The organism is Chitinophaga agri (assembly GCF_010093065.1).
GTDB lineage: Bacteria > Bacteroidota > Bacteroidia > Chitinophagales > Chitinophagaceae > Chitinophaga > Chitinophaga agri.
Map to the genome: position 1 here is coordinate 1,169,785 of NZ_CP048113.1, position 24,162 is coordinate 1,193,946.

The window sequence follows — 24,162 nt, forward strand, 5'->3', positions numbered from 1 at the left end:
TGCTACCAGAGGCAGTTCACAGTGTCGTGCTTTATAATGACATAACGGTTGTAGTTAGTCTTCATAGTCCCGTTCTACCGGGTGGAATGTCAGGGTGTTAGGATCTTTTAACGGATTTATTTTTTTGGTTATCCGGCACAAGATAGCAGTTAAATGAAACTAATAAAAATTTTATTTAAATGAATAATTACCTATTTTTTGTTAAATATTATTGTTACACTTGCTCCTGCGTTGTCGGTAAATTTCATCTTTTATGTATTCCATTTACAAAAGTATACCCGGTATATTTTTGTTCCTTTTTCTATTCTTTCTGAACGGAACGAAAACATACGGTGGAGTATATACGTATACTTACGACACCACGCAATACCAGCAAACGATCACACTACCGGCCTTTCAGAAGGATACTACCGGAAAGGTGAAGCTGTTACAGCGGATCCTCTCCTCCCTTCAGTTCAGGCGTAACGCCCGGGCCAGGGAACAGCAACGTGTCATTACCATTATCCGGTCTGTGATGGCCGATTCCCTCGTGGCCACTGCTGCCGATATCAAAGCGCTGAACGAACAGTTATCCCTCCAGCAGAATCAGCATTTCGACTCCCTGCGCGCACTGATCGATAAGATCATGGCGAAACAGGACATTACGCCTGCAACATCCGAAGAAACGGCAGAGGAAGAGCCTGCAGCTCCCGTCACTGAAACAGATATCGCGGCACTGATCAGTAAGATCGTGCCTATCCTGCAACAGAAGGAAGTGGAGGAAAGGAACAGTGCCGCGCAACAGCAACGCCTGCAGAAAATACGGGCGCTGTATGGCCGTTCTCCCCTGCAGATAGACACCCTCAGTTTCAATGACAGCACCGGCAGGCAATTCACTGTTCAGCTGGGACATAAGGCGGTGGTGATGGGCATACATCCCTACTGGATGGGCGACCGGTATCTGCATTACAACTTTACCACGCTCAGCGAGGCTAACTATTACGGCTACTCTACTTCGGAGAAAGCGCCTCGTGTACCCGACTCAGTCTCGTTATTTAACTTCGCAGGAAGCCGCACCTTCACCTTCTACGAAACAGATGTAACACGTGTGGAAGCACTGCTAAGAGATGAAGCATCGCAGCTACACTGCATAGACTCATTAACGGCATTACTGCGAAAACACAACGCCGATGGTATCAATATATGGCTGGCCACGCTGAACGGTACACACCGGAAAGCATTTACTGACTTTGCTACCTTGCTGTACAATCACCTTAGCAGTGGCAGCAAGCCATACCGCATTGCCATTACCATTCCTCCATACGATGAAAGCGCTGCCTATGACCTGCGGGCACTGCATCCGGTATGTCATTATTTCCTGGTTGATTTCACAAAGGCTGGTGGCGCTGCTGCGGGTCCGTTGTCTCCTATGAAAGGCGACGCCAGGAGAGCGATAGAACCCGTTGTATCCCGGTTGCTGAATCAGCAAATTGCACCAGCTAAGTTTATCCTTCTGTTATCTTATTACGGTACTGAATGGAAAAAAGGCAAGGATGGCAGAGATCTCTTTACCCGGTATATCTCTTATGCGGATATTAAGAACAGGTTCCCTTCTGATACCTCCGTTAGCTATGATGAAGATGCGGTAGCAGCTGTCATCAGACAAAGAGATGCCCTGGGCAATCTCACGTCGGAGATCTGGTTTGATGATGCGAATACACTGGATGTAAAGTATGACTACATCCTGAACACCGGACTGGGAGGCGTGGCCATCTGGCCACTGGGCGCAGACGATGGTTATGGGGAATTATGGGACGTGCTCACTGATAAGTTTGTCCGCATAGATACCACCTTCCTGGATACAATCGCGCTGATACCGCGTACAACGCCCAGACCGGGCTGGTGGGCCAGGATGGTGCAACGCCTCGAACATGAAGCGTTTATCCTGAAACTTATGTTCAGCGATCCGTGCGAACTGGTAAAGGACCGTGAAGAAGATGATGACGATTTCTTTGCTTATGTTGCGCTGTTCTTCCTGATCATCACCCTGCTGATAGCATTTTACTATGCGTATCATCTGCGGATGAGCGGTACGATATGGAAATGGCGGAAGACGGTATTACGGGTGTTACTGGGGTCGATATTTGTCACTGCCTTCTTCGCCATAGTGGCAGGTTTCCTGAACCGGGAAGTACCTTTCGGGATGACGCCGAAAATGCAGACGGGCGCTACCTGTGTCACTATTCCTTTGCAGGATGCATTACTGATATTCGCGGTGGGGATTGTACTGGGGCTGCTGATCAGCAGGTTCCTGATCCGCCCGATGATCACACATGAAGATAAGCCGTAGGCTTAGAGACGAAAGTTGGGCTAAAGAGGATCCTCAGGCAAGAGTCCTGGGGAGAACAGTTGAAGATCTTCGACGACTCGTTCAAATGCCGGATATATATTTCGTCCTACATTTACTATTCTAAACATTCGAAGCAACGCTATCTGCGATCCGCGGATGTTGGGATAGATCTGTCTGTTTAGACCAGGCTTCTTCCCGTCGTTTCTTCACCTTTATATAACGTAGATACCTATTATCCGGGGCATGAGGGCTTATTTTCCATTAGTGTTTCGGAAATGCCATTATTATTGGTCATAATAGCATCAGCTTCCCAACCCTACACTCTTCTGTCCCATCACATCTGCTTCAGCCTCCAGTCCCGCATCATCATTCACCGGTACATTCTCCTTCAGCTGTGTAGTGGCCTGCACCCTCCCCTGTTTCTGTTGCACAACATGCCACGCTTCATGCGGCAGGTGTTGTTCCTGTCCGGGTGCGACATGTATATCAGTGCCCTGCGCATAGGCATGCGCATTCAGTTGCGCTGGCTGAGATGAGTTATAGTGAACTTTCACATCAGACATGTCCATCCCCGAGAGTGATTCCACACCCGACTTCAGGTTGTCCGGCATGCCTGTATTATTTGCTTTGCGCTGTATGGCAGATTTCGCCTGTACCGGCAGTTCTTCTTCTTCCAGCGCAGCCATCTGCACAGGTTCCTCTTCTTCTATGGCCGCTAACTGAGCAGGGATTTCCTCTTCTGGCAAAGCCTGTTTCTGCACAGGAGTAGTATGCAGAAAGCCGGTTACAGCTTTGCGTTGCAGTCCCTGGGAAGATAGGTTACTGGCGTTGGCGCGACTGGCGGATTGCTCGCGCTCACTATACTGATGTTGTGTCATAGATCAAAGGGTTAAGAAAGGATAAAAGGTACAGCTTTTTTACTGTATTGTCCCTGGTCAGGGAAATAAATCTTTGCTCTTATCAATTATTTGCGTCAGCCGGCGGGTAAAGGTGTCGCAGCAGCTTTTGCTATAGTGATAGAGCACTATGTCTCCATCTTCTGACCTGGATTCTATGTTCATTTCCACTCTGTGATCCGGATGCGATTTACAGCATTCGTCACTGAACTGGTGGGTCAGATAGGCGGCTATTCTCTCTGCTTTGGAATTGTTATAACGGGCAGGAAGATTGTTAATATAGTCGGCCATCGTGTTATCAGGTACCAGGGACCTTTTAATTGCGCGGAATTGTATCATAAACAGGTGTTTATGTGGGGAGAAAATACGATACTATGAAGTTACGGATTAAGAATCAGGAATCAGTAATAATAATTGGTTGTCGCAAAGTGAATAGTCCCGTCATTCCAGCCAGGATGATCATCTTTATAAATCTGGCTGCTTTGATCTGCTCAATTCCCGATCCCTCATCAAATTTGCTTTCCCAATTAGCGGTTTCTGTTGTCTATCTGGTGCTTTATTTTTCCGTATGCTGATTCTTTCCTTAATTTTGCCTGTTAAATAAAAAACGTATTCATGAAGCATCTTATTTTATTACTTCTCCTGGGAACCGGTTTTTCTTCCTATGCGCAGAAAAGCGACAAAGAGCCGGTGAATGTTCCTGCAGCCGTTACCAAGAGTTTTCAGCAGCAGTTTCCCAAGGCCACAGGTGTTAAATGGAAATTAAAGGACAACCAGTATAAAGCTGAATTTGAAAAGCATGATGTATGGTATGACGCCACGGGTAAACTCGTGAAGCAGAAAGAAGACGTCAAAGACGCCGATCTGCCTGCTGCAGTTAAACAGGCCGTACAGCAACAGTTCGCTGGTTACACCATCCATGATGTAGATAAGCATACTGCGGGTAGCACCGTTACCTATAAGGTAGAACTGAAAAAGAAACCGGAAGAGAGAAACGTGACTTTCAGCGCTGATGGTAAGGTGATTAAAAACGAACTTGATAAGAAAGATAAAAAAGACAAGAAAGATAAAAAAGACGGCGCACAGTAGATCCGTTCTCCATATGACCCCGGCCCATCCGGGTAGTCCCGTACAGCAAAAAGAATCTTATATGGCTCGCTAACGCGGGCCATTTTTTATAGCAGCTATCAGTCACTATATCAGGGAAAAATCTATTAATCGCACTTTTCGGTCAGACTAACAGCAATTCCTTCACCGTGTCCCTGCCGGGCAGGTCCTCAGCTATTACGATGATCTTCCCACCGGCAGGCAGCGTCTTCGCCTTATAACGCCATTCTATGCCATTCCAGCTCAATTCCGCCTTGCCGCTCTCCTTAATGACACCTGCTGCATCAACGACCTTCACTTCCACTGCCGCTACGCGGAATTCGTCGATCGCTGTCACGACCACTTCCGTGTCTTCCAAACGGATATTCTGCACTTCCGGAGAACGATAGGCATCCTTCACTGCCATATTATAGGCATTCTGGCCAGGTCCGGCCTTCGATTTATAATACGCCTTTATTGCCGGATCAGCGATCATCTCTTTAGCTAATTCACTGGCTATCAGCATCCTATGCCTAGCTTCCAGCTGTTTTTGTGTTGGTTTTTTATTGGAAGGACCGCGCTTCTTCGCCATAATGATCTGCCCGTTCCGTTCGTATATAGTGATTTGCCTGCCGATGGTGCCCCGGACAAGCTGTAACAGGATGTTATCCTTAACAATGGCCATACAAGTTATTTTGAGGTTACAGTAATGCTTACAAAGTTAAGCAGTTAGTTTCAAACCGGCAATACAAATTGTTACAAATTAGTCAGTTAGAGGTCACTTCAATATCCAGTGGATATATAAATAACAAGTAGCTGATACATTGGTAACGAATAGCATTCATCTCTTCAAGCTGTTTCAATACCCTGTTCACCGGAACTGTGACCTGACAGGATAAAACCGGCTTCGGGCCCTTCTTTCTATCTTCGTTCGGACAAGGGCTTTCGGGTAGTTTTCATAGCAGCTGATGTTTTATTGCTAAAAAAGGCATAACTTAATAGTAGAATGCATCCTTAAATCTTTTGTCATGGATAAGGTTAGAGATATCCTGCAGATAAAAGGAAACATGATTTACACAATCTGCATCACCTGCACTGTGTACGAAGCATTGGAAGTTCTTGAAGAAAAAAATCTTGGCGCACTAGTAGTTGTGGACGAAAGTGGAAAATTGATAGGCATATTCACTGAACGGGATTACGCACGCAAAGTCGTCCTGAAAGGTCGGTCCTCCAAAGAGACACATGTAAGCGACATCATGACCGATGATCCTGTATTTGTATCTCCAGACACCGAAATTGAATATTGCATGCAACTGATGACGAATAAGTTCATCCGCCATCTCCCCGTTATTGAAAACAATGAACTGACCGGCATTATCTCCATCGGTGACATCGTCAAGCATGTCATCAACAGCAAAGACTTCATCATTCAACACCTGGAACATTACATCGTTAGCTAAGCACGTTAGGGCAAACAGCACCATTTAGCGCCATCAACAGTTTTACTTTAGGGATTGGAAAATCATCTTTCTTTTTAATTAAAAGATAGAATACGCCCGTATTCATCTTCAGGGAAAACTTATTGTTTATGGGAAACGAATCACTCAGTGTTCCCTTATGGCCCCTGTTGCTATATGCATGCCTGGTAGTCGTACTGCTTGCGGCCATACTAACGTTGTCCTATATACTGGGACAGCATCATAAAGAGCGTGCCACCGGACTGCCCTATGAAGGCGGTATCGAACAAACCGGCAATGCACGCATCCGCTTCTCCGCACAGTTTTATCTTGTCGCCATGCTTTTCGTCATCTTTGACGTTGAAGCTGTATTTATCATGCTGTGGGCGCTCGGCTTCTACGAACTGGGATGGCCCGGGTATATTGGTGCAGCTATATTCATTGCCCAGCTGGTAGTTGTACTGGTCTATGAATGGGGCATTGGCGCTTTAGATATAGGTGCTGACGCGAAGAAGATCTTAAAAATTCACAAACAAAAACAACTGCAGCATGAAATGGTGGTTAAGCAAACCGGGTGAACCCTCCGGGCACACATCAGGCAATGGCAGCATGGAAGAAGCCGTCAGCAGAAGCATCATGCTCACCTCTGTCCAGGACCTGCTGGCCTGGGGCCGGAAGAACTCCATGTGGCCCTTTCACTTTGGTCTTAGCTGCTGCTTTGTAGAAATGGCTACCAGCATTACCAGCAAGTACGATGTAGCCCGCTTCGGTGCTGAAGTGATCCGTGGCACGCCCCGCGAGGCCGATGTGATGGTGATCGCCGGCACCGTATTCATCAAAATGGTACCTATCATCAAACGGCTACACGAACAGATGATGGAACCCCGCTGGGTAATATCTATGGGTAGCTGCGCCAACAGTGGTGGCATGTATGATATCTATAGTGTCGTACAGGGTGTAGACAAATTCCTGCCTGTGGATGTATACGTTCCCGGTTGTCCGCCCAGACCTGATGCGTTTATGCAGGGCCTTGTACTACTCGCCGATTCCGTTGGCAAAGAAGTCAGACCCCTTAGCTGGGTCATCGGGGAACAAGGCGTTATCAAACCTGCACAACCATCCATGAAAGAGCAGAAAAGGGAAGAACGTGCAAAGATGACCACCTTCAGAAGCATAGACGAAATTTAAACGCCGCGACTTTATGGAGACTGCCATACATGACATATTAACCGATCTGCAGCAACGCTTTGGCGCTGATGCCCTTCAGCAACAGCGTACGGTTGACGGCATATTGACCTTATGGATCAGTAAAGCCAACATTGTCGCTGCCGTCAGCTTCCTGCAGCTGCAGGGCTACTCGTCGCTATACGACCTTTGTGGTATTGATGAACGCGACAGGGCCCGCAAAGAGCAGCTCCCCGTCGCAGACTTCTCGGTAGTCTACCTGCTCTTATCCTATAAAGAAAATAATTTCATCCGCCTCAAAGTGCCGCTGACCGGTGAATACCCTACCCTCCCCTCCATCACTTCCGTCTTCCTCAATGCAAACTGGTACGAACGCGAAATCTATGATATGTTTGGCATCCGGTTCGATGGCCATCCTCACCTGCAACGGCTGTTAATGCCCCTCTCCTGGCCAGGACATCCTTTACGCAAGGAACACCCTGCCAGGGCAACTGAAATGGGGCCATTCCGCCTGTGGGATGAAAAGCAGGATGCTGAGCAGGAAGCATTACGCTTCAAACCAGCAGAATGGGGGCTGCAGTCACATAGTGAAGACGCCGATTTCATGTTCCTGAATATCGGTCCGCAACACCCCGGTACACACGGTGTACTACGCATCATATTACAACTGGAAGGCGAAGAGATCGTAGATGCTGTGCCTGAAATAGGCTTCCATCACCGCGGGGCGGAGAAAATGGGAGAACGGCAAAGCTGGCATACCTATATTCCCTATACCGACCGCATTGACTATCTCGGTGGTGTCATGAACAACCTCTCCTATCTGCTGGCGGTAGAACAGCTGGCGGGAATCACTATACCTGACCGTGCAAAGGTGATCCGGGTGATGCTGTGTGAGCTGTTCCGGATCAACAGTCACCTGGTATGGTTCGGCACCTTTGCGCAGGACCTCGGGCAACTATCACCTGTTTTCTACATGTTCACCGAACGGGAGAAGATATTTGATGTGATAGAGGCAGTGTGTGGTGGCAGAATGCACCCCAACTGGTTCCGCATCGGCGGCGTAGCTCAGGACCTGCCAAATGGATGGGACCAGCTCGTACGTGACTTCGTCAAACGCTTTCCGGCAAAGCTCAAGGAGTTTAATGATATGGTGATGCGCAATAGCCTGATAAAGGCCCGCACGAAAGGCATTGGTGTGTACACCCTGGAAGAGGCCATAGAATGGGGGGTAACCGGCCCGGGTATCCGCGCCTGCGGATTCGACTGGGACTTCCGCAAGAAACGTCCCTACTCCGGTTATGAAATGTTTGACTTTGACATCCCCATTGCCCAGCACGGCGACTGCTATGACCGGTCTGTCGTAAGGGTCGCCGAAATGCGGGAGAGCCTGCGCATCATTGAACAGTGCCTGGATAATATGCCTGCAGGCCATTATAAGGCGGACCATCCGCTCACTACGCCGCCCATCAAGAAACATACGATGGAAGATATAGAAACGCTGATCACCCATTTCCTGAATGTGAGCTGGGGACCGGTCATCCCGCCGGGAGAAGCGATGAGCTGTGTGGAAGCGACCAAGGGAGCCACCAGCTACTACCTGATCAGCGATGGTAATACCTCTTCCTACAGAACGCGTATACGAACGCCGTCGTTCCCACATATGCAGATGGTGCCATTGATCAGCAGAGGATACACAGTGGCCGACCTGCTCTCAATTTTAGGAAGTGTTGATTATGTGCTGGCAGATATTGACAGATAGTCAAAACAGATCATTATGCTAAGTATTACTGAAAAGGAAGCGATTGATCACGAAATCGGCCTGGTGCCTCATAAGCGGGCGACCGTGATAGAGGCCCTGAAAATAGTACAGCAACATCGTGGATGGATCAGCGATGAAAGCGTAGCCGAAATAGCGGAATACCTGGAGATCAGTCCGGCGGAAGTAGACAGTGTGGCTACCTTCTACAACCTCATCTTCCGCAGGCCCGTTGGCCGGCACGTTATTCTGCTCTGCGACAGCATCTCCTGTTATGTGATGGGATACAAACAATTATATACTGCCCTGCAAAGCAAACTGCAGATCAGTTTCGGACAAACAGGTCCCGATAACCGTTTCACACTTTTACCCAATGCCTGCCTGGGTTGCTGTGACCATGCACCGGCATTGATGATCGATAAAGACCTGTACAGGGATGTAACGATCGAACAGCTGGATGATATCCTTCAACAATATACATGATCATGGAACGCCCGCTTACACGTAATATCCATCCGGACCGTCCGCCGCTCAACCTGAAAGAATACGAGCGGACAGGTGGCTATGTCGCATTACGCAAGGTATGCAGCAGTATGAATCCTGCTGCTGTCCAGGAACTCGTAAAGGATAGTAACCTCAAGGGACGTGGTGGCGCAGGTTTCAGTACAGGCATGAAGTGGGGCCTTATACCGATGGGTGATAAAGCCGCCCATCCGACATATCTGATCGCTAACGCGGATGAAATGGAACCCGGTACATTCAAAGACCGGCTGTTACTCGAAGGAAATCCGCATCAGCTCATAGAAGGGATGATACTCGCTGCCTATGCCATACAGGCCGATATCGCCTATGTCTTCCTTCGCTGGGCCTATCATAAGGCCGCCGGTCTGATACGGAAAAGTATCCAGGAAGCGTATGATGCCGGCTATCTCGGAAAGGATATACTTGGCAGTGGCTTTCACCTGGAGATGCACCTGCACACGGGTGTAGGCCGTTACATGTGTGGTGAGGAAACTGCGTTGTTAAATGCGCTGGAAGGTAAGCGTGCCACACCAAGGGCGAAACCGCCCTTTCCACAGATCAGCGGACTGTTTGGCAAGCCCACTATCGTCAATAATGTTGAGACACTTTGCTGCGTACCGCATATTGTCAATAATGGTGCGGACTGGTTCAAAGGGCTGAGCTATAGTGATGATGGCGGTACCAAAGTGTATGGTGTGAGTGGTAAGGTAAAGCGCCCGGGCGCCTGGGAACTGCCCATGGGGGTGACGATGCGGGAGCTGATAGAAGAGCATGCAGGAGGTATGAAAGCCGGCTGTTCGCTGAGAGGGGTCTTACCCGGAGGGGCATCGACTGACTTTCTCACTACGCAGCACCTGGATATTAAGATGGATTATAAGTCCGTAGCAGCTGCCGGCAGCAGACTAGGTACCGGCACTATGATCGTATTAGACGATTCGACATGTCCCGTTGGGTTCGTACATAACCTGCAGCACTTCTTCGCACAGGAGAGCTGCGGATGGTGCACACCATGCCGGGAAGGCCTGCCATGGGTAGAGAAAATACTGCTGTCGCTGGAAAAGGGCGAAGGGAAACCGGAAGACCTTGAACTGTTACAGCTGCATACGCAGTATCTCGGTCCCGGTAATACGTTCTGCGCACTGGCGCCGGGAGCGATGGAACCATTACAGAGTGCGCTGAAGTATTTCAGGGAAGATTTTGAAAAGCATGTGGAGCACAAAAAATGTCCGTATGACTAAATCACTGAGCAATGCCACGCATCTACCTAGATAATGTGCCGTATGAAGTCAAGGCAGGTAAGAACCTGCTGGAAGCCTGCCTGAGCCTGGGCATGGACCTTCCCTACTTCTGCTGGCATCCGGCCATGGGCAGTATCGGCGCCTGCCGGCAGTGCGCTGTAAAGGTATTTAAGGACGAAGAAGACACCAGGGGGCGTATTGTGATGAGCTGCATGGAAGGGATCAGAGACGGCCTGCGTGCTTCCGTCAGCGATCCTTTTGCGAAAGCCTTCCGCGCACAGGTCATTGAATGGCTGATGACCAATCACCCGCACGACTGTCCCGTCTGCGATGAAGGAGGCAGTTGTCACCTGCAGGATGTAACAGTCATGACAGGCCATGAATACCGGCGTTACCATTTCAGGAAAAGGACTTACCCGAACCAGTATCTCGGTCCGCTGATCAATCATGAGATGAACCGCTGTATACAATGTTATCGTTGTGTGAGATACTACAGGGACTATGCAGGTGGCAAAGATCTGAATGTGTTCTCGGCACATAATCATGTGTATTTTGGCAGAGAAAAAGATGGCGTACTGGAAAGTCCTTTCAGTGGTAACCTCGCCGAAGTATGTCCTACAGGCGTATTCACCGATAAAACATTAAAAGAGCATTATACCCGCAAATGGGATCTGACGAATGCACCGGCCATCTGTCAGCATTGTAGCCTGGGATGTAATGTGATAGCCGGCGAGCGGTATGGAAAACTACGCAGCATCATCAACCGGTATAACAGTGAAGTGAACGGCTACTTCCTTTGTGACAAGGGCCGTTTCGGCTATGAGTTCGTGAACAGTGAGAACCGCATCCGGCAGCTGCTGATACGTAAGCGTGCCGCGGAAGCTGTCGATGAAAGGACCCTGGTCGCACACCTGCCGAATATACTATTGGGGCATACTGTTATCGGCATCGGATCGCCCAGGGCATCTATTGAAAGTAACTATGCATTAATGGAACTGGCGGGTAAGGATTACTTCTATCAGGGGCTGCCGGACAACCAGGTATTTCTAGGACAGAAGATCGTGAGCATCCTTCAATCCGGCAGCATACATACCCCCTCACTCAAAGAAATAGAACAGGCAGATGCCGTGCTGATATTGGGAGAAGACATCTGGAACACTGCGCCGATCATGGCATTAGCAGTACGGCAATCCGTGATCAGAACAGCAGCCGCGCACGTACAGGAGCAGGTACCCCTGCCCTCGTGGCATGACGCCGCCCTGAAAGAATTAGTACAGGAAGAGAAAGGGTTTCTTGTGAATACGGGGGTACTGCCTTCCCCCCTCGATGAGATCGCAGCATGTAATATACACTGTGCCCCCGACGATATCGCCCGACTGGGATTCCAGATAGCGCATCTGCTGAATAATGCATTGCCTGCTGTGACGCAGCTTTCCAGAGGACAGGCAGCACATGCCACGATGATCGCGCAACGGCTGCAGCAGGCAAAACATCCGGTGATTATCACAGGTACTGCTGCGTGCAGTGAAGCGCTGATCAGGGCCGCATATGATATCGCCTGCGCGTTGCAAACAGCGGAAAAGGCAGGGCTTGCCTTTGTAGTACCGGAATGTAACAGCCTGGGGCTGGCGATGACCGGGGCCGCGTCTTTCGAAAAAGCATTGGAAGTAGTGCAACGGCATAGCGATGTAACAGCAGTGATCCTCGAAAATGATCTGTACAGAAATATTCCCACTGCACAGGCAGATGCCTTCTTTAAAGCCTGCCGGCAGATAGTGGTGCTTGATATACTTCATAACCCCACCACAGAAAAAGCGGATGTACTGATACCGGTTGCCAGTTTTGCAGAAGGCGATGGTACATTCATCAACAATGAAGGCAGGGCACAACGTAGTTACCAGGTATTCATGCCGCAGGATGCACCGCTGAAGGAAAGTTTCAAATGGCTGTTTGAAATGAAGACGATCCGCAGGGCGATCTCCAACGGCCATGACGTACATCCGGATGAAATGCTGTCAGGACTGGAAAAGGCCTGTCCGCAGTTCAGGGGTATCTCCACTGTTGTGCCGTCACACGATTTCCGTATACATGGCGCACGTATACCACGGGAGTCACAACGGTACAGTGGTCGTACAGCTATGCAGGCCAATCAGGCGGTGAGTGAGCCGAAACCACTACAGGATGATGATTCCCCCTTATCATTCACCATGGAAGGATACAGGGGCATGCCACCGGCACCGCTGATACCTTACTTCTGGGCGCCAGGATGGAACTCGGCCCAGGCAGTGAATAAATACCAGCAGGAAACAGGCGGCGCACTGAAAGGAGGCGATCCGGGAGTACGGTTGTTCGAGCAGACAGGCGCTGCCCCGGTATTCTTCCAGGATATACCGGAGGCCTTTATCCCCCGGCAGGGGAAGTGGTACCTGCTACCACAATATCAGTTGTTTGGTTCCGGAGAACTGAGCATGTATACAAAAGGTATTGCGGCACTGTCACGCCCACCGGCCATCCTGCTGTCACAAAAAGATGCGGCAGCGCTGCAGGTCAATGCCGGAGACACCGTATCGTTACAAACCAACAATAACGTATATACATTTCCGCTGGAGATACCCGGACACATGCCCGATGGCATTGTGATACTCAGGGCAGCGCTCAATCATATGGAAGCCTTCAACTGGGGCACATGGGTAAACGTTTTTAAATAACAAGATATGACAGTCATGCAACATATCTGGATCGTACTGGGTGTACTCTTCGTACTGCTGAATATTGCAGCGGGCCTGATATGGGTGGAACGAAGGCTGCTGGCCGTATGGCAGGACAGGCTGGGTCCGAATAGAGCGGGGCCGTTAGGACTGTTCATTGTATTGGCAGATACGCTGAAACTGTTCTTTAAAGAAGACTGGATACCACCGTTTGCAGACAAGTGGGTGTTCATCCTTGCGCCTGCTATCGTCGTGGCCAGTGTGCTGATGAGCTTTGTGATCGTGCCCTTTGCACCGGGCATCGTCGTAGCCGATCTGAACGTAGGGCTGCTGTTCTTCCTCGCCATGTCTTCATTGGGCGTGTACAGTATAGTACTGGGTGGATGGGCGTCTAACAATAAGTACTCGTTACTGGGTGCATTGCGCGGCGCTTCGCAGATGATCGCGTATGAAGTATTTATGGGCCTGTCATTAATGGGTGTGGTGATGCTGAGCAGGTCTTTCAACCTGGCAGAGATTGTCGCCGCGCAGGAAAAGATGTGGTTTGTTGTATTGCAACCGGTGGGGTTCGTGATCTTCTTTATTGCCGGACTGGCGGAGACGCACCGTTTGCCCTTTGATATACCGGAAGCAGAAAGCGAGCTGGTAGCAGGGTTTCACGCGGAATACTCGGGCATGAAGTTCGGCATGTTCTTCATAGGAGAATACCTTGGCATCACCCTGATCTCTGCGATGACGGTAACACTTTTCTTTGGCGGATGGCTGGGACCTTCATTCCTGCCACCGGTAGTCTGGTTCTTTGGCAAGACGTTTTTATTTATCGCGCTGTTCATCCTGTTACGGGCGTCACTGCCACGTCCACGGTACGACCAGTTGCTGACATATGGCTGGAAGCTGTTATTACCACTGGTATTACTGAATTTACTGGTAACCGGTGCGATCGCGCTTTCATTGAAACACTAACAGATCCATTTAGCAATCATCAGGAATCGGGCATCAGGAGCCAGGAACTGAACGCCCTTCCCGTTATGAAGCGTCAAAACTGAACACAATGATTAGTCATCTGCGTACAATGTGGCTGGTATTTCTGCATCTTTTCCAGAAGAGGGCCACGATTCAATATCCGGAGGAAAAGGTGCCGCTACGGCCCCGCTGGCGTGGACGGATCGTACTCACGAAAGATCCGGATGGCGGAGAACGCTGTGTGGGTTGTTACCTGTGTGCGGCTGCCTGTCCGGTGGACTGTATCGCGTTACAGGCTACGGAAGATGCGAATGGCCGGCGGTACCCGGAGTTCTTCCGTATCAACTTCTCCCGTTGTATCTTCTGTGGGTATTGTGAAGAGGCTTGTCCGACGTATGCTATTCAGCTGACGCCGGACTTTGAAATGGGCGAGTACCGGCGGCAGGACCTGGTGTACGAAAAAGAAGACCTGCTGATAGATAGTCAGGGCAAATACCCTGGTTATAACTTCTATAAAATGGCAGGGCTGAGTGCCGGCGTGAAAGAGAAAGGAAAGGGAGATAATGAGGAAGCCCCGGTAGACATCAAAAGTTTATTACCCTGAAAACTATAAACTATGGCCCTCCTGTTCTATATATCGTCCGGTGTAGCCGTCGTGTCTACCATTATGGTCATCACACGCTATCACCCGATACATGCATTGATATACCTGGTGGTGTCATTCCTGGCTATTTCCATGGTTTTCCTTTCACTGGGAGCGCCCTTTGCGGCAGCGCTGGAAGTGATCATCTATGCAGGTGCTATCATGGTACTGTTCATCTTTGTTGTGATGATGCTGAACCTGGGTAGGGAGACCGCGCAACAGGAAAAGCAATGGTTACGGCCGGCCGTATGGATAGGCCCGGGTATACTCACACTGGTGTTACTGATGGAGATGGCGATCCTGTTGTTACAGCAATCGCAGCAGGAAGTAGCGACAGCTGTGGTGACACCCCGGGAGATTGCCGTGTCCCTCTATGGAGAATACATGATTGCCGTTGAACTGATCGGCTTTCTTTTAACAACCGGTATTGTAGGCGCGGCACATATAGGGAAGCATAAGAAAAAGAACCTGCACCGGTATTTACAAGCATAGACCATGGTACCTGTATCAGCACATACTGTCCTGATCGTAGCCGCCATCCTGTTTACACTGGGATTGGCGGGTGCACTGACGAGAAAGAACATCATCTTTATGCTGATCTCCATCGAGATCATGCTGAATGCAGCCGGGCTGGCGTTCATTGCTGCAGGCTCCCGCTGGCACCAGCCAGACGGACAGATCATGTACCTGTTCATACTGGCGATGGCGGCAGCAGAAGTATCCGTTGCACTCGCCATGGTATTGCAGATCCACCATCAGCATAAAACGCTGGACGTGGAAGATCTACGGGAATTAAAAGACTGAATTATGCAACAGTATCTGTACCTGATTCCGGCCCTGCCGTTGGTAGGTTTCCTGTTGTTAGCAGCAGGTGGCGGGCAATTCCGGCGGCATATCACAGCCATCATTGGCGCGGGCAGTGTATGCCTGTCTGCAGTGATCGCCATCACGCTCGGCGCACAGTTCCTGCTATACCCACCGGTGGAAGGCGCGTATCATCAGCTATTGTGGCATTGGTTCGATACCGGGAAACTACACGCTGATATTGGTCTGCGGATGGATGCGCTGTCACTCGTATTCATCTGTATCATCACTTTCATTGGCGCGCTGATACATATTTACGCCACCGCCTTCATGCGTCATGACCGGGATTATGCCCGTTTCTTTGCGTGTATGAACCTGTTTGTATGTTCGATGCTGCTGCTGGTCATGGCGGATAATCTTGTTTTATTATACCTCGGCTGGGAAGGCGTTGGGCTATGCAGCTTCCTGCTGATCGGTTTCTGGTATGAGAGCCCGGCTAACTGCCAGGCAGCGAGAAAAGCGTTTATCGTCACACGTATAGCCGATACTGCTATGATCGTCGGGTTGTTCCTGCTGTTCCGGGAACTGGGGACATTGCATATCCGGGAGATCCTGCAACAGGCGCCGCAACATTTTACCACCGGAGATCATGCTGTTACCTGGATCGCATTATTACTACTGCTGGGAGGAATGGGCAAATCGGCGCAGCTACCATTCCAGACGTGGCTGCCGGACGCCATGGCAGGGCCATCACCCGTCAGCGCATTGATACATGCAGCAACCATGGTGACAGCAGGCGTATACCTTATCGCCAGGATGCATACATTGTTTGAGCTGGCGCCGGTTATCATGGAGCTGACCGCAGTTACCGGAGCGTTGACGCTATTGGTAGCAGGTTGCAGTGCACTGGTGCAAACAGATATAAAACGGATACTGGCCTATTCCACTATCAGCCAGATCGGCTATATGTTCCTGGCACTGGGCGTAGGCGCCTGGGAAGCAGGCATCTTTCATTTCTTCACACATGCATTCTTTAAGGCGCTGCTGTTCCTGGCAGCAGGCAGTGTGATAGAGATACTGCATCACGAGCATAATATTTTTAAGATGGGCGGATTGCGCAAGCAGCTGCCACTTATCTTCCGCACATTCACTATCGGAGCCGCCGCATTGGCAGCGTTACCTTTTTTGACGGCGGGATTTTACAGTAAGGATGAGATCCTGTGGTATGCCTGGAGCGCGGCCGGCGGGCATCCATTGTTATGGGCAGTGGGTTTGCTGGGCGCTTTCATCACCGCATTATATTCCACCCGGCTGATTCTCGTGGTGTTCTGGGGAGAGATGAAAACCACGCCCGGCGCATTGCCACCACCCGCGATGAATGTACCGCTGGTAATACTGGCGTTGTTCTCTGTGGCCGCAGGCTGGATGCATTTACCACAGCTGCATGACGTATTGCCGGAGACGGCGTTACGTGCAGTGCATCCGCCGGAGATCATCTTACAGGGCGTCGCCATATTGATCACATTGCTGGGTATACTGACCGGGTATATGTTGTACTACCGGTATCCACATACGATCAGGGAGTGGCAGCAATCGGCAGGGCTGATGTCTGTCCGGAATTTCTTGTTCGCAGGCTGGCAGTTTGACCGGTTGTATGATGCGTTATTTGTACAACCATTTGTCTTTATCACGCAGCTTAACCGGAATGACGTTACAGATCAGCTCTATACAGGTATAGCAGGATTGCATATGCGTTTAAGCAAGCTGTTCTCCGTTTCACAGAATGGTTCCCTGCGCTGGTATGTAGCCGGCTTGCTGATGGGGATCTTATTTATCATCACCTTAGCATTACTACGATGATACTGATATGGATGATCATACTATTACTCGCGGGAGGTGTATTGTGCTGGCTGGCAGGCAGCAAGGCACCTGCTTTGGGCAGATGGATAGCGTTACTGACAGTCACCGCGGATCTGTTACTCGCATGCTGGCTATGCTGGTGCTATCATAAGTTTCCTGATCAGTCTTCCTGGTTCATCAACTATCAGACCACCTGGATCCCTTCAATGGGTGTGAGCTTCCATGTGGCACTGGATGGTTTGGGGATGGTGTTATTGCTGCTTACTTTTTTTCTTGGCATCCTGGCGGTGGCGTGTTCATGGAATGAGATAAAAGAGAAGACCGGGTTTTATTTCTTTAACCTGTTATGGACACTGGCAGGCATCAGTGGTGTATTTGTAGCGATGGACCTTTTCCTGTTTTATTTCTGCTGGGAAGTGATGCTGATACCGATGTATCTGCTGATCATCATCTGGGGAGACAGTCGCCGGCAGTATGCAGCGTACAAGTTTTTCCTGTTCACGCAGGCAGGTAGTTTGCTGATGTTGTTATCTATACTGGCATTGTATTTTATACACGGGCAACAAACCGGTCAATACACCTTCGATTATTTCGAGCTGTTACGTACGACGATCAGTCCGCAGGCAGCTGGCTGGATCATGGCAGGTTTTATGATCGCGTTCCTGATCAAGCTGCCGATGGTACCTTTTCATAACTGGTTACCGGATGCGCATAGCGAAGCGCCGACAGCGGGGAGTTTGTTGCTGGCGGGGTTGTTACTGAAAACGGGCGCCTATGGGATGATCAGGTTTGTGCTGCCTTTATTTCCGGAGGCGGCGGTATCTGTTTCGTGGTGGGCCATGCTGCTGGGAGTGGCCGGTATACTGTATGGCGCATTTCTGGCATTCTCACAAACGGATATTAAACGGCTGATCGCTTATACTTCGGTGAGTCATATGGGGTTTGTACTGCTGGGCATTTTCTCGTTCAGCCAGATTGCCATGCAGGGAGTGGTGATGCAGCTGCTGACACATGGACTGAGCACAGGCGCGTTGTTTGTGATGGCGGGCATGTTAAAGGAAAGGCTGCATACCAGGGATATCACCAGGATGGGCGGGTTGTGGACGTCCATGCCGGCAATGGGAGGCGCCGCGATCCTGTTTACGATGGCGTCTTCGGGACTACCGATGCTGGGTAATTTTATTGCGGAGCTGTTCATTCTGCTCGGTACATTCAATGTGAATGTGTTGTTCAGTGTACTGGGTGCTACCGGACTGATACTATCAGCACTCTATGGATTACGGTTGCTGCAAAAGGTCTTTATGGGGGCGCTCGTCGTCACGGACCCGGTGCGCGACCTGAGTATGCGGGAGATGGTGATCATGGCCGCGTTAAGTATCTGTATTGTGGCGCTGGGATTATATCCGCAGCCAGTAATAGATACCGTACATCATTTATCGTTCACCCTTCAGCCGTTACACCATGAATGAACTGCAATTATTATCGCTACTGCCTTTTATGGTACTGGCGGCGGCATCAGTCGTGGTGATCCTGCTGATCGCGTTTAAGGCCGGTCATACCGTCATACAGGTCACGGGGTTCATCATGATGTGTCTTGTCGTATTGGCTATGTGGTATGTGAAGGATACGCTGCCGATGCTGGTGCCACCGTTGTTTATTGTGGACGGGCAGGCAGCGCTGTTCACAGGACTGATCATATGCTGTGTACTGGTGGTGGGGTTACTTTCCTATATCTATTTTGAGGAGCGGGAAGAGAATCCGAAGGAGTATTATATCCTGTTGTTCCTGGCAACGCTGGGGGGCGCGATCTTAACGATCAGCCAGCATTTCATCTCGCTGTTCATCGGGCTGGAGCTACTGAGTGTGAGCCTGTATGGCCTGATAGCCTATCTGCGTACCCGCAATCATGCAGTGGAAGCCGGGATGAAGTACCTGGTGCTGGCGGCGATGTCTTCAGCTTTCCTGTTGTTTGGGATGGCACTGATCTATATGGAAACGGGCAGCATGACATTTGCGGGTCTAAGCGCTAAAATGGCGGGGCAAACAGGTACGCCGGTATTTTTACTGGGAATGGGTATGATGATCGTCGCAATCGGCTTTAAAATGGCATTAGTGCCATTCCATTTGTGGGTGGCAGATGTATACCAGGGAGCGCCGTCGCCGGTGACGGCATTTATTGCGACGAGTTCCAAGATCGGGACGTTTGCGGTGTTACTGCGGTTTGCGCACTCAGTGGATCTGCAGCAGTACCCGCTGATGATCACCGTCTTTTCGGTGCTGGCGATTGCATCGATGGTATCGGGGAATATACTGGCATTGCGGCAGAACAACCTGAAGCGGTTGCTGGCTTATTCGTCAATAGCGCATTTCGGCTATCTGCTGGTGGCATTTCTGCCAGGGACGGAAGCAGGTACGGAGGCGACTATTTTTTACCTGGTGGCCTATGCCGTGACATTACTGGCCGCATTTGGGGTAATCGTATTATTGTCTAACGGAGAGGACGAGGCGGACCAGCTGGAGGGATACAAGGGGTTGATATGGCGCCGGCCGGTTTTAGGTGCGGTGCTGACCATTGCGCTTTTCTCGCTGGCGGGCATACCATTGACGGCGGGATTCCTTGCGAAATTCATGGTGTTGTCAGCAGGTGTAGAGCGGTCATTGTGGCCGTTACTGATCGTGCTGGTGCTAACCAGTGTGATCGGGTTGTATTATTACCTGCGGGTGATCAGTACATTATTTGCGCGTCCGGAGCCGGCCATCCAGACACCGGGGCCAAGACATCCGTTCTTTTATTTCTCTACCTATGCAGCGCTGATCATCATGGTGGGGGCGCTTTGCTGGCTGGGGGTCTTTCCGGGATTGATATTACAGGGCATTCGCAGCTTTTTACTGTTGCATTAATGCTGTACCGGGGCATAATAACGACAGCCGTCGCGCCTATGGCGGACGGCTGTCTCAATATATGGCTGGCTGTATGTCAGAATTTGGTATTACTATTTGTGTGATCGTTGGTAAGTATCTTCTCCGCTGTGTTCCAGTGTTCAGCTACCCTGCCATTTTCCAGTCTGAAGAGATCGTAGAAAGCAGTATGCGTATCGGCGCGGCGTCCTTCACTGACGACCAGTACGAAGTTTCCTTCACCCAGTACCCGGTGTATCTTATTATATTTAATGTTGCTGTCATTACCGGTGCTGTTTGTGTGCCGGCAGGTATAATGCTGAAATTGCACGTTATCGCGGAAGTAGTACGGGCATCGGGAGTTATCGCCGTTCAGCAGGATATCTTCAACAGTATATCTGGCGAGTTGTTTGTTAGCGGCTGTCCTGTTTCTTTCCTGAATGGTTACGGATCCGGCGGTCAGGGAGCTGATAGGGTGATGAGCAGGTAATAGCTGAAGGTTATCCCAGTGCTCGACTATTCTATCATCCTGAAACCGGAAGATGTTAAATCCGGCAGCGACAGAGGCGGAGAAATGATATTCTGCATGTGCGAATACATAGTCACCATCTTCCATGAGGCGGACGAGTTTAACGGTCAGTTTTTCGGAGAATTGTTTCAGGTACAATTTAAAGCCCCGAAGGCCTTTACCTATATGCTGACTATGCTGGATGTAGTGATGCGCATCAATGAATGTCAATGGCATTCTGAGGCCGGTGCCCAGGCTGGTCAGCAGGGAGGCGACTATTTCTTTTCTTGATAATTCAATATGCATTTTACAGGGTTATTAAAGAGGCGGCGAATGAATGCGTGCGCCTGCAGCTAAAACCGATCTTGTTATGCTAATCCTGCATTCGTTGCTATCGTTGTCTGCTGTATGTGATGTATTACAACTTATCAGTGTTACCCTTCGCTTACAATAGACTATTCAGTCTTTTTTCAGACATTTAAAAAACAGCGATACTGCTGTTCATCCTATAAAGATCGATAGATCGAATAATATCGAACAAATGTAGACCATCTGGTCTATCTCACCAAATAAATCTTCGTTAAGTGTTAACATGTCGTTTAAAAATTCTTTAACCATGCATTAACAGTTCAGAATAGGACATTTTGTATTATGCAGTCTCAAACAACAGTAATATTTTTTGTCAGGGCGAAGTCGGGGGACGGCTTCTAATTACTAGCTAAGATTGAGCGATCAACCAATCAGATAAGCACTATTTGCGGTCATTTCGGATATCAAAAACCTACCACTCTATGAAAGCCAGGGACATTATTCTGCTTGCGTGTTACTATTTGTTCACGAGTATGTTTCTTTATGCAGCAGTGACAAAGCTAATGACGTTCCAGGTCTTTGTGGGGCAAATGCAACGTCAGCCTTTTTCTGATGCCTACGGCCGTTTTCTAAGCTGGGCAATTCCTTCAGTGGAGATACTATTGGCGCTGATGATGGTAACAAATGCGTTTCGTAAACTGGGGCTATATCTTGCTACGTCGCTAATGATCTGTTTTACGGGTTACATTATACTCGTGCAGCTTAAATTCTATGGTACGATACCTTGTAGCTGTGGGGGTGTTATCTCAAAACTTTCATGGACGCAGCATCTTATTTTTAATCTATTTTTTGTCGCAATCGGTTTTGCCGGAATATATCTCGAAAAACGTGCAGATTCATACTATGCAATGTAGAACTAGCTAAATAAATACTTTAACGTAAACAGACATCATGGGACAATTAAAGTTATGTCTTGCCGGGGGCGGGACACGGGAATGCTCATGTCCTTCCAGGGCGGGTTAACGGGCATCTACTTCATCAATCTTTAGTAATTACAACAGTCACACTTTTTCTTCCTGACATTTTTCCTGACACTTTCTTTAATCACCTAACTACTAACTACTTCTTATGAAAAGAATCAAAATCGCATTGGCACTGGCAGCTGTGCTGACAGGCGTTGGCACTGCCATTGGTACTACCGGAAAACCTGCAGCTAAAGCGGAAATCTATCGCAACTGGATTGACTGGAACAACCAGCTTGTTTTGGTGAATGTGCCACAATCAACAGCACAGGCATACTGTATTTCCTCCATAGAAGTATGTCTACGGGCGCAGGATAACGTGTACATCTACACGACAGGATTTATATGGGAATAACATAAGTAACGCATGTGCATCAGGGAGCTGATCATCCCCTGATGTATGTAATTTTTTATATCTTTTTCATATAGTGTATTTACGCCGATATGCAAATTTACTCAGAGAATTATCTAAACGATAAAACAGTCTCCTTAACATTGAGAAGAAATATATCTGCACGAACAGTTTTCTGTTCGATGGCGGCTTGTGTTTCGATGTACACACTGTCATTTATAGCCTTTATTTTGCAATAACAAAGGGTTTAACATAATCTCAGAAGCAGGTATCGGCCATAGTGTATCTGTTTCTACCCAGTGATCAGGCTTTGTAGTCTTCATGACTTCATTGATCCTGTCTGTTCGTTTAAGATCATATAGCCGATATCCGAATTCTGCGAATAACTCTACCCTTCTTTCATGTTGAATTTTCTCCGCCAATTCGTTTGCCGGAATAGAAGGATATTCCACTGCGATCAGCGGTAGGCCAGCTCTTTGCCGCACCATATCCAGGTCGTTTATGGCATCTGGTAGTTGTCCCAAAGCGGTTCTGGCTTCTGCCCTCGCAAGATATATCGCTGCTAGTCTTAGTACAGCTGAAAATTCAGTCAATTTGAAATTGGAAGAAAAGTCCAGCCGCTGCCTGTATTTGAATACATACTCATAGATACCTGAGCTGACAGTCTTTGAACCAATCCATCCTTTTTTACGTTTATCACCACTTTCAAATGCAGCCGACAAGGAGGTTGTCAGCGCGAAAACAGGTCTACCTGTGCCTGAAGGCACAAGCCAATTAGCTTCCATTGTATTATGTCCAATCAGTACAGGCTGTAGCTGGAATATGGCCTCTTTGCTACCTGAGAGAAAAACTTTCTCAATGTCTTCCAGGTGGTAATATCCAGCATTGATCACCTCAGAAGCCTCTTTATCGGCCAATGCCCACTCCTTCCTGTACAGGTAGAATTCCGCCAGTAATGCCCCGGCACACCATCTGTTTGCCCGTACCCGGTCAGCCGACGGATACGCAGAAGAAAGTAGTGATTTAGCCGCTTTAAGATCTTCTATGATGAAATTTTCAACTTGCCCTACACTAGTCCTTGGCATCTGCTCATTTTCCATGTACAAAGTGCTCTGGACTAATGGCACGTCCCCGAAACAGCGGATCAAGTTGAAGTATAACAGTGCTCTGAGAAACTTACATTCACCGGTCAGCTGATTTTTCAGTTCTGAAGTAAGTTCATCACTTTCCGCTAATCCCTTGATGCAGGCATTCGTGCTATATATATACTTATATACCGGCGCCCAGAAGATTGTTTGTAAAAGGGTATTATCTGTGGCGATATTGGATACGTAAAAATCGTTGATCTGCCGCTGCGATCCTGTATAGATCAAATCATCCACATAAACACTATTAAATACAGATGCCGCACCAGAAAGGGGATTATTCGTTGAGGAGATCGCTGCGTAAATACCGAGGACTGCTGCTGTTGCAGAGTCTTTATTATTGAACACCTCCCGGCCGGTGGTCTTCCCGTCCGGCACAGGTACGTCCAGCAGTTTAGCGCATCCTGTCCAGCAGCTAGCCGGCAGGATCATCAACAACAAATATTTCAGGATGATTTTCATTCTGTTCATAATATCAGTG

General features: G+C 49.0%; 23 protein-coding genes. 18 read left to right on the top strand and 5 right to left on the bottom strand.

The window, feature by feature from the left end:
- Window positions 1–253: 253 nt before the first annotated feature.
- Complete coding sequence (locus GWR21_RS04385; RefSeq protein ID WP_162330568.1) at window positions 254–2,329, top strand: glycosyl hydrolase family 18 protein; 2,076 nt, start codon at window positions 254–256, stop codon at window positions 2,327–2,329.
- A 302-nt stretch (window positions 2,330–2,631) separates the two neighbouring features.
- Here the strand turns inward: GWR21_RS04385 and GWR21_RS04390 are convergent, their stop codons facing one another.
- Both GWR21_RS04390 and GWR21_RS04395 read right to left on the bottom strand, forming a co-directional pair.
- Window positions 2,632–3,207 (bottom strand): eCIS core domain-containing protein, encoded by a 576-nt coding sequence (locus GWR21_RS04390; protein ID WP_202929042.1) that lies wholly within the window; start codon window positions 3,205–3,207, stop codon window positions 2,632–2,634.
- 57 nt (window positions 3,208–3,264) lie between these two features.
- Entirely contained in the window at window positions 3,265–3,564 is a 300-nt protein-coding gene (locus tag GWR21_RS04395; protein WP_162330569.1) for a hypothetical protein, read from the bottom strand.
- A gap of 276 nt (window positions 3,565–3,840) precedes the next feature.
- Between GWR21_RS04395 and GWR21_RS04400 the strand changes: the two genes are divergently transcribed.
- Window positions 3,841–4,314, top strand: coding sequence for a PepSY-like domain-containing protein (locus GWR21_RS04400; RefSeq protein WP_162330570.1), 474 nt, complete (start codon window positions 3,841–3,843; stop codon window positions 4,312–4,314).
- A gap of 142 nt (window positions 4,315–4,456) precedes the next feature.
- Here the strand turns inward: GWR21_RS04400 and GWR21_RS04405 are convergent, their stop codons facing one another.
- Complete coding sequence (locus tag GWR21_RS04405) at window positions 4,457–4,996, bottom strand: hypothetical protein (RefSeq protein WP_162330571.1); 540 nt, start codon at window positions 4,994–4,996, stop codon at window positions 4,457–4,459.
- A gap of 343 nt (window positions 4,997–5,339) precedes the next feature.
- Between GWR21_RS04405 and GWR21_RS04410 the strand changes: the two genes are divergently transcribed.
- From GWR21_RS04410 to GWR21_RS04475, 14 genes are all read left to right on the top strand, one after another.
- Complete coding sequence (locus GWR21_RS04410) at window positions 5,340–5,771, top strand: CBS domain-containing protein (protein WP_202929043.1); 432 nt, start codon at window positions 5,340–5,342, stop codon at window positions 5,769–5,771.
- A gap of 128 nt (window positions 5,772–5,899) precedes the next feature.
- On the top strand, window positions 5,900–6,346 hold the full coding sequence (locus GWR21_RS04415; RefSeq protein ID WP_162330572.1) for an NADH-quinone oxidoreductase subunit A: 447 nt from the start codon (window positions 5,900–5,902) through the stop codon (window positions 6,344–6,346).
- Window positions 6,318–6,956, top strand: coding sequence for an NADH-quinone oxidoreductase subunit B (locus GWR21_RS04420; protein WP_162330573.1), 639 nt, complete (start codon window positions 6,318–6,320; stop codon window positions 6,954–6,956). Before GWR21_RS04415 ends, GWR21_RS04420 begins: the two co-directional genes overlap by 29 nt.
- Window positions 6,957–6,969: 13 nt before the next feature.
- A complete protein-coding gene (gene nuoC, locus GWR21_RS04425) occupies window positions 6,970–8,712 on the top strand; it encodes an NADH-quinone oxidoreductase subunit C/D (RefSeq protein WP_162330574.1) in 1,743 nt (580 codons plus the stop codon).
- Between the two features lie 15 nt (window positions 8,713–8,727).
- Window positions 8,728–9,192: an NADH-quinone oxidoreductase subunit NuoE gene (gene nuoE / locus GWR21_RS04430; protein WP_162330575.1), complete on the top strand. Its 465-nt coding sequence runs from the start codon at window positions 8,728–8,730 to the stop codon at window positions 9,190–9,192.
- A gap of 2 nt (window positions 9,193–9,194) precedes the next feature.
- Entirely contained in the window at window positions 9,195–10,469 is a 1,275-nt protein-coding gene (gene nuoF, locus GWR21_RS04435) for an NADH-quinone oxidoreductase subunit NuoF (protein ID WP_162330576.1), read from the top strand.
- Window positions 10,470–10,480: 11 nt separating this feature from the next.
- Window positions 10,481–13,177, top strand: coding sequence for an NADH-quinone oxidoreductase subunit NuoG (gene nuoG / locus GWR21_RS04440; protein WP_162330577.1), 2,697 nt, complete (start codon window positions 10,481–10,483; stop codon window positions 13,175–13,177).
- A gap of 6 nt (window positions 13,178–13,183) precedes the next feature.
- Entirely contained in the window at window positions 13,184–14,140 is a 957-nt protein-coding gene (gene nuoH / locus GWR21_RS04445) for an NADH-quinone oxidoreductase subunit NuoH (RefSeq protein WP_162330578.1), read from the top strand.
- 88 nt (window positions 14,141–14,228) lie between these two features.
- Window positions 14,229–14,744: an NADH-quinone oxidoreductase subunit NuoI gene (nuoI, locus tag GWR21_RS04450; RefSeq protein WP_162330579.1), complete on the top strand. Its 516-nt coding sequence runs from the start codon at window positions 14,229–14,231 to the stop codon at window positions 14,742–14,744.
- 12 nt (window positions 14,745–14,756) lie between these two features.
- Window positions 14,757–15,275: an NADH-quinone oxidoreductase subunit J gene (gene nuoJ / locus GWR21_RS04455; RefSeq protein WP_162330580.1), complete on the top strand. Its 519-nt coding sequence runs from the start codon at window positions 14,757–14,759 to the stop codon at window positions 15,273–15,275.
- 3 nt (window positions 15,276–15,278) lie between these two features.
- Complete coding sequence (gene nuoK / locus GWR21_RS04460) at window positions 15,279–15,587, top strand: NADH-quinone oxidoreductase subunit NuoK (protein WP_162330581.1); 309 nt, start codon at window positions 15,279–15,281, stop codon at window positions 15,585–15,587.
- Between the two features lie 3 nt (window positions 15,588–15,590).
- Complete coding sequence (gene nuoL / locus GWR21_RS04465; RefSeq protein ID WP_162330582.1) at window positions 15,591–17,447, top strand: NADH-quinone oxidoreductase subunit L; 1,857 nt, start codon at window positions 15,591–15,593, stop codon at window positions 17,445–17,447.
- Between the two features lie 11 nt (window positions 17,448–17,458).
- Window positions 17,459–18,916: a complex I subunit 4 family protein gene (locus GWR21_RS04470; protein ID WP_238430182.1), complete on the top strand. Its 1,458-nt coding sequence runs from the start codon at window positions 17,459–17,461 to the stop codon at window positions 18,914–18,916.
- A complete protein-coding gene (locus GWR21_RS04475) occupies window positions 18,909–20,348 on the top strand; it encodes an NADH-quinone oxidoreductase subunit N (RefSeq protein WP_162330584.1) in 1,440 nt (479 codons plus the stop codon). Before GWR21_RS04470 ends, GWR21_RS04475 begins: the two co-directional genes overlap by 8 nt.
- Before the next feature lie 76 nt (window positions 20,349–20,424).
- Here GWR21_RS04475 and GWR21_RS04480 read toward each other — a convergent pair whose 3' ends face one another.
- Window positions 20,425–21,159: a nuclear transport factor 2 family protein gene (locus tag GWR21_RS04480; protein ID WP_162330585.1), complete on the bottom strand. Its 735-nt coding sequence runs from the start codon at window positions 21,157–21,159 to the stop codon at window positions 20,425–20,427.
- A 485-nt stretch (window positions 21,160–21,644) separates the two neighbouring features.
- On the opposite strand from GWR21_RS04480, the gene GWR21_RS04485 reads away from it, so the two are divergent.
- Both GWR21_RS04485 and GWR21_RS04490 read left to right on the top strand, forming a co-directional pair.
- A complete protein-coding gene (locus GWR21_RS04485; RefSeq protein WP_162330586.1) occupies window positions 21,645–22,076 on the top strand; it encodes a MauE/DoxX family redox-associated membrane protein in 432 nt (143 codons plus the stop codon).
- A 214-nt stretch (window positions 22,077–22,290) separates the two neighbouring features.
- Window positions 22,291–22,539, top strand: coding sequence for a hypothetical protein (locus tag GWR21_RS04490; protein WP_162330587.1), 249 nt, complete (start codon window positions 22,291–22,293; stop codon window positions 22,537–22,539).
- Between the two features lie 209 nt (window positions 22,540–22,748).
- On the opposite strand, the gene GWR21_RS04495 is transcribed toward GWR21_RS04490, so the two are convergent.
- A complete protein-coding gene (locus tag GWR21_RS04495; protein ID WP_162330588.1) occupies window positions 22,749–24,152 on the bottom strand; it encodes a RagB/SusD family nutrient uptake outer membrane protein in 1,404 nt (467 codons plus the stop codon).
- Window positions 24,153–24,162 lie beyond the last annotated feature (10 nt).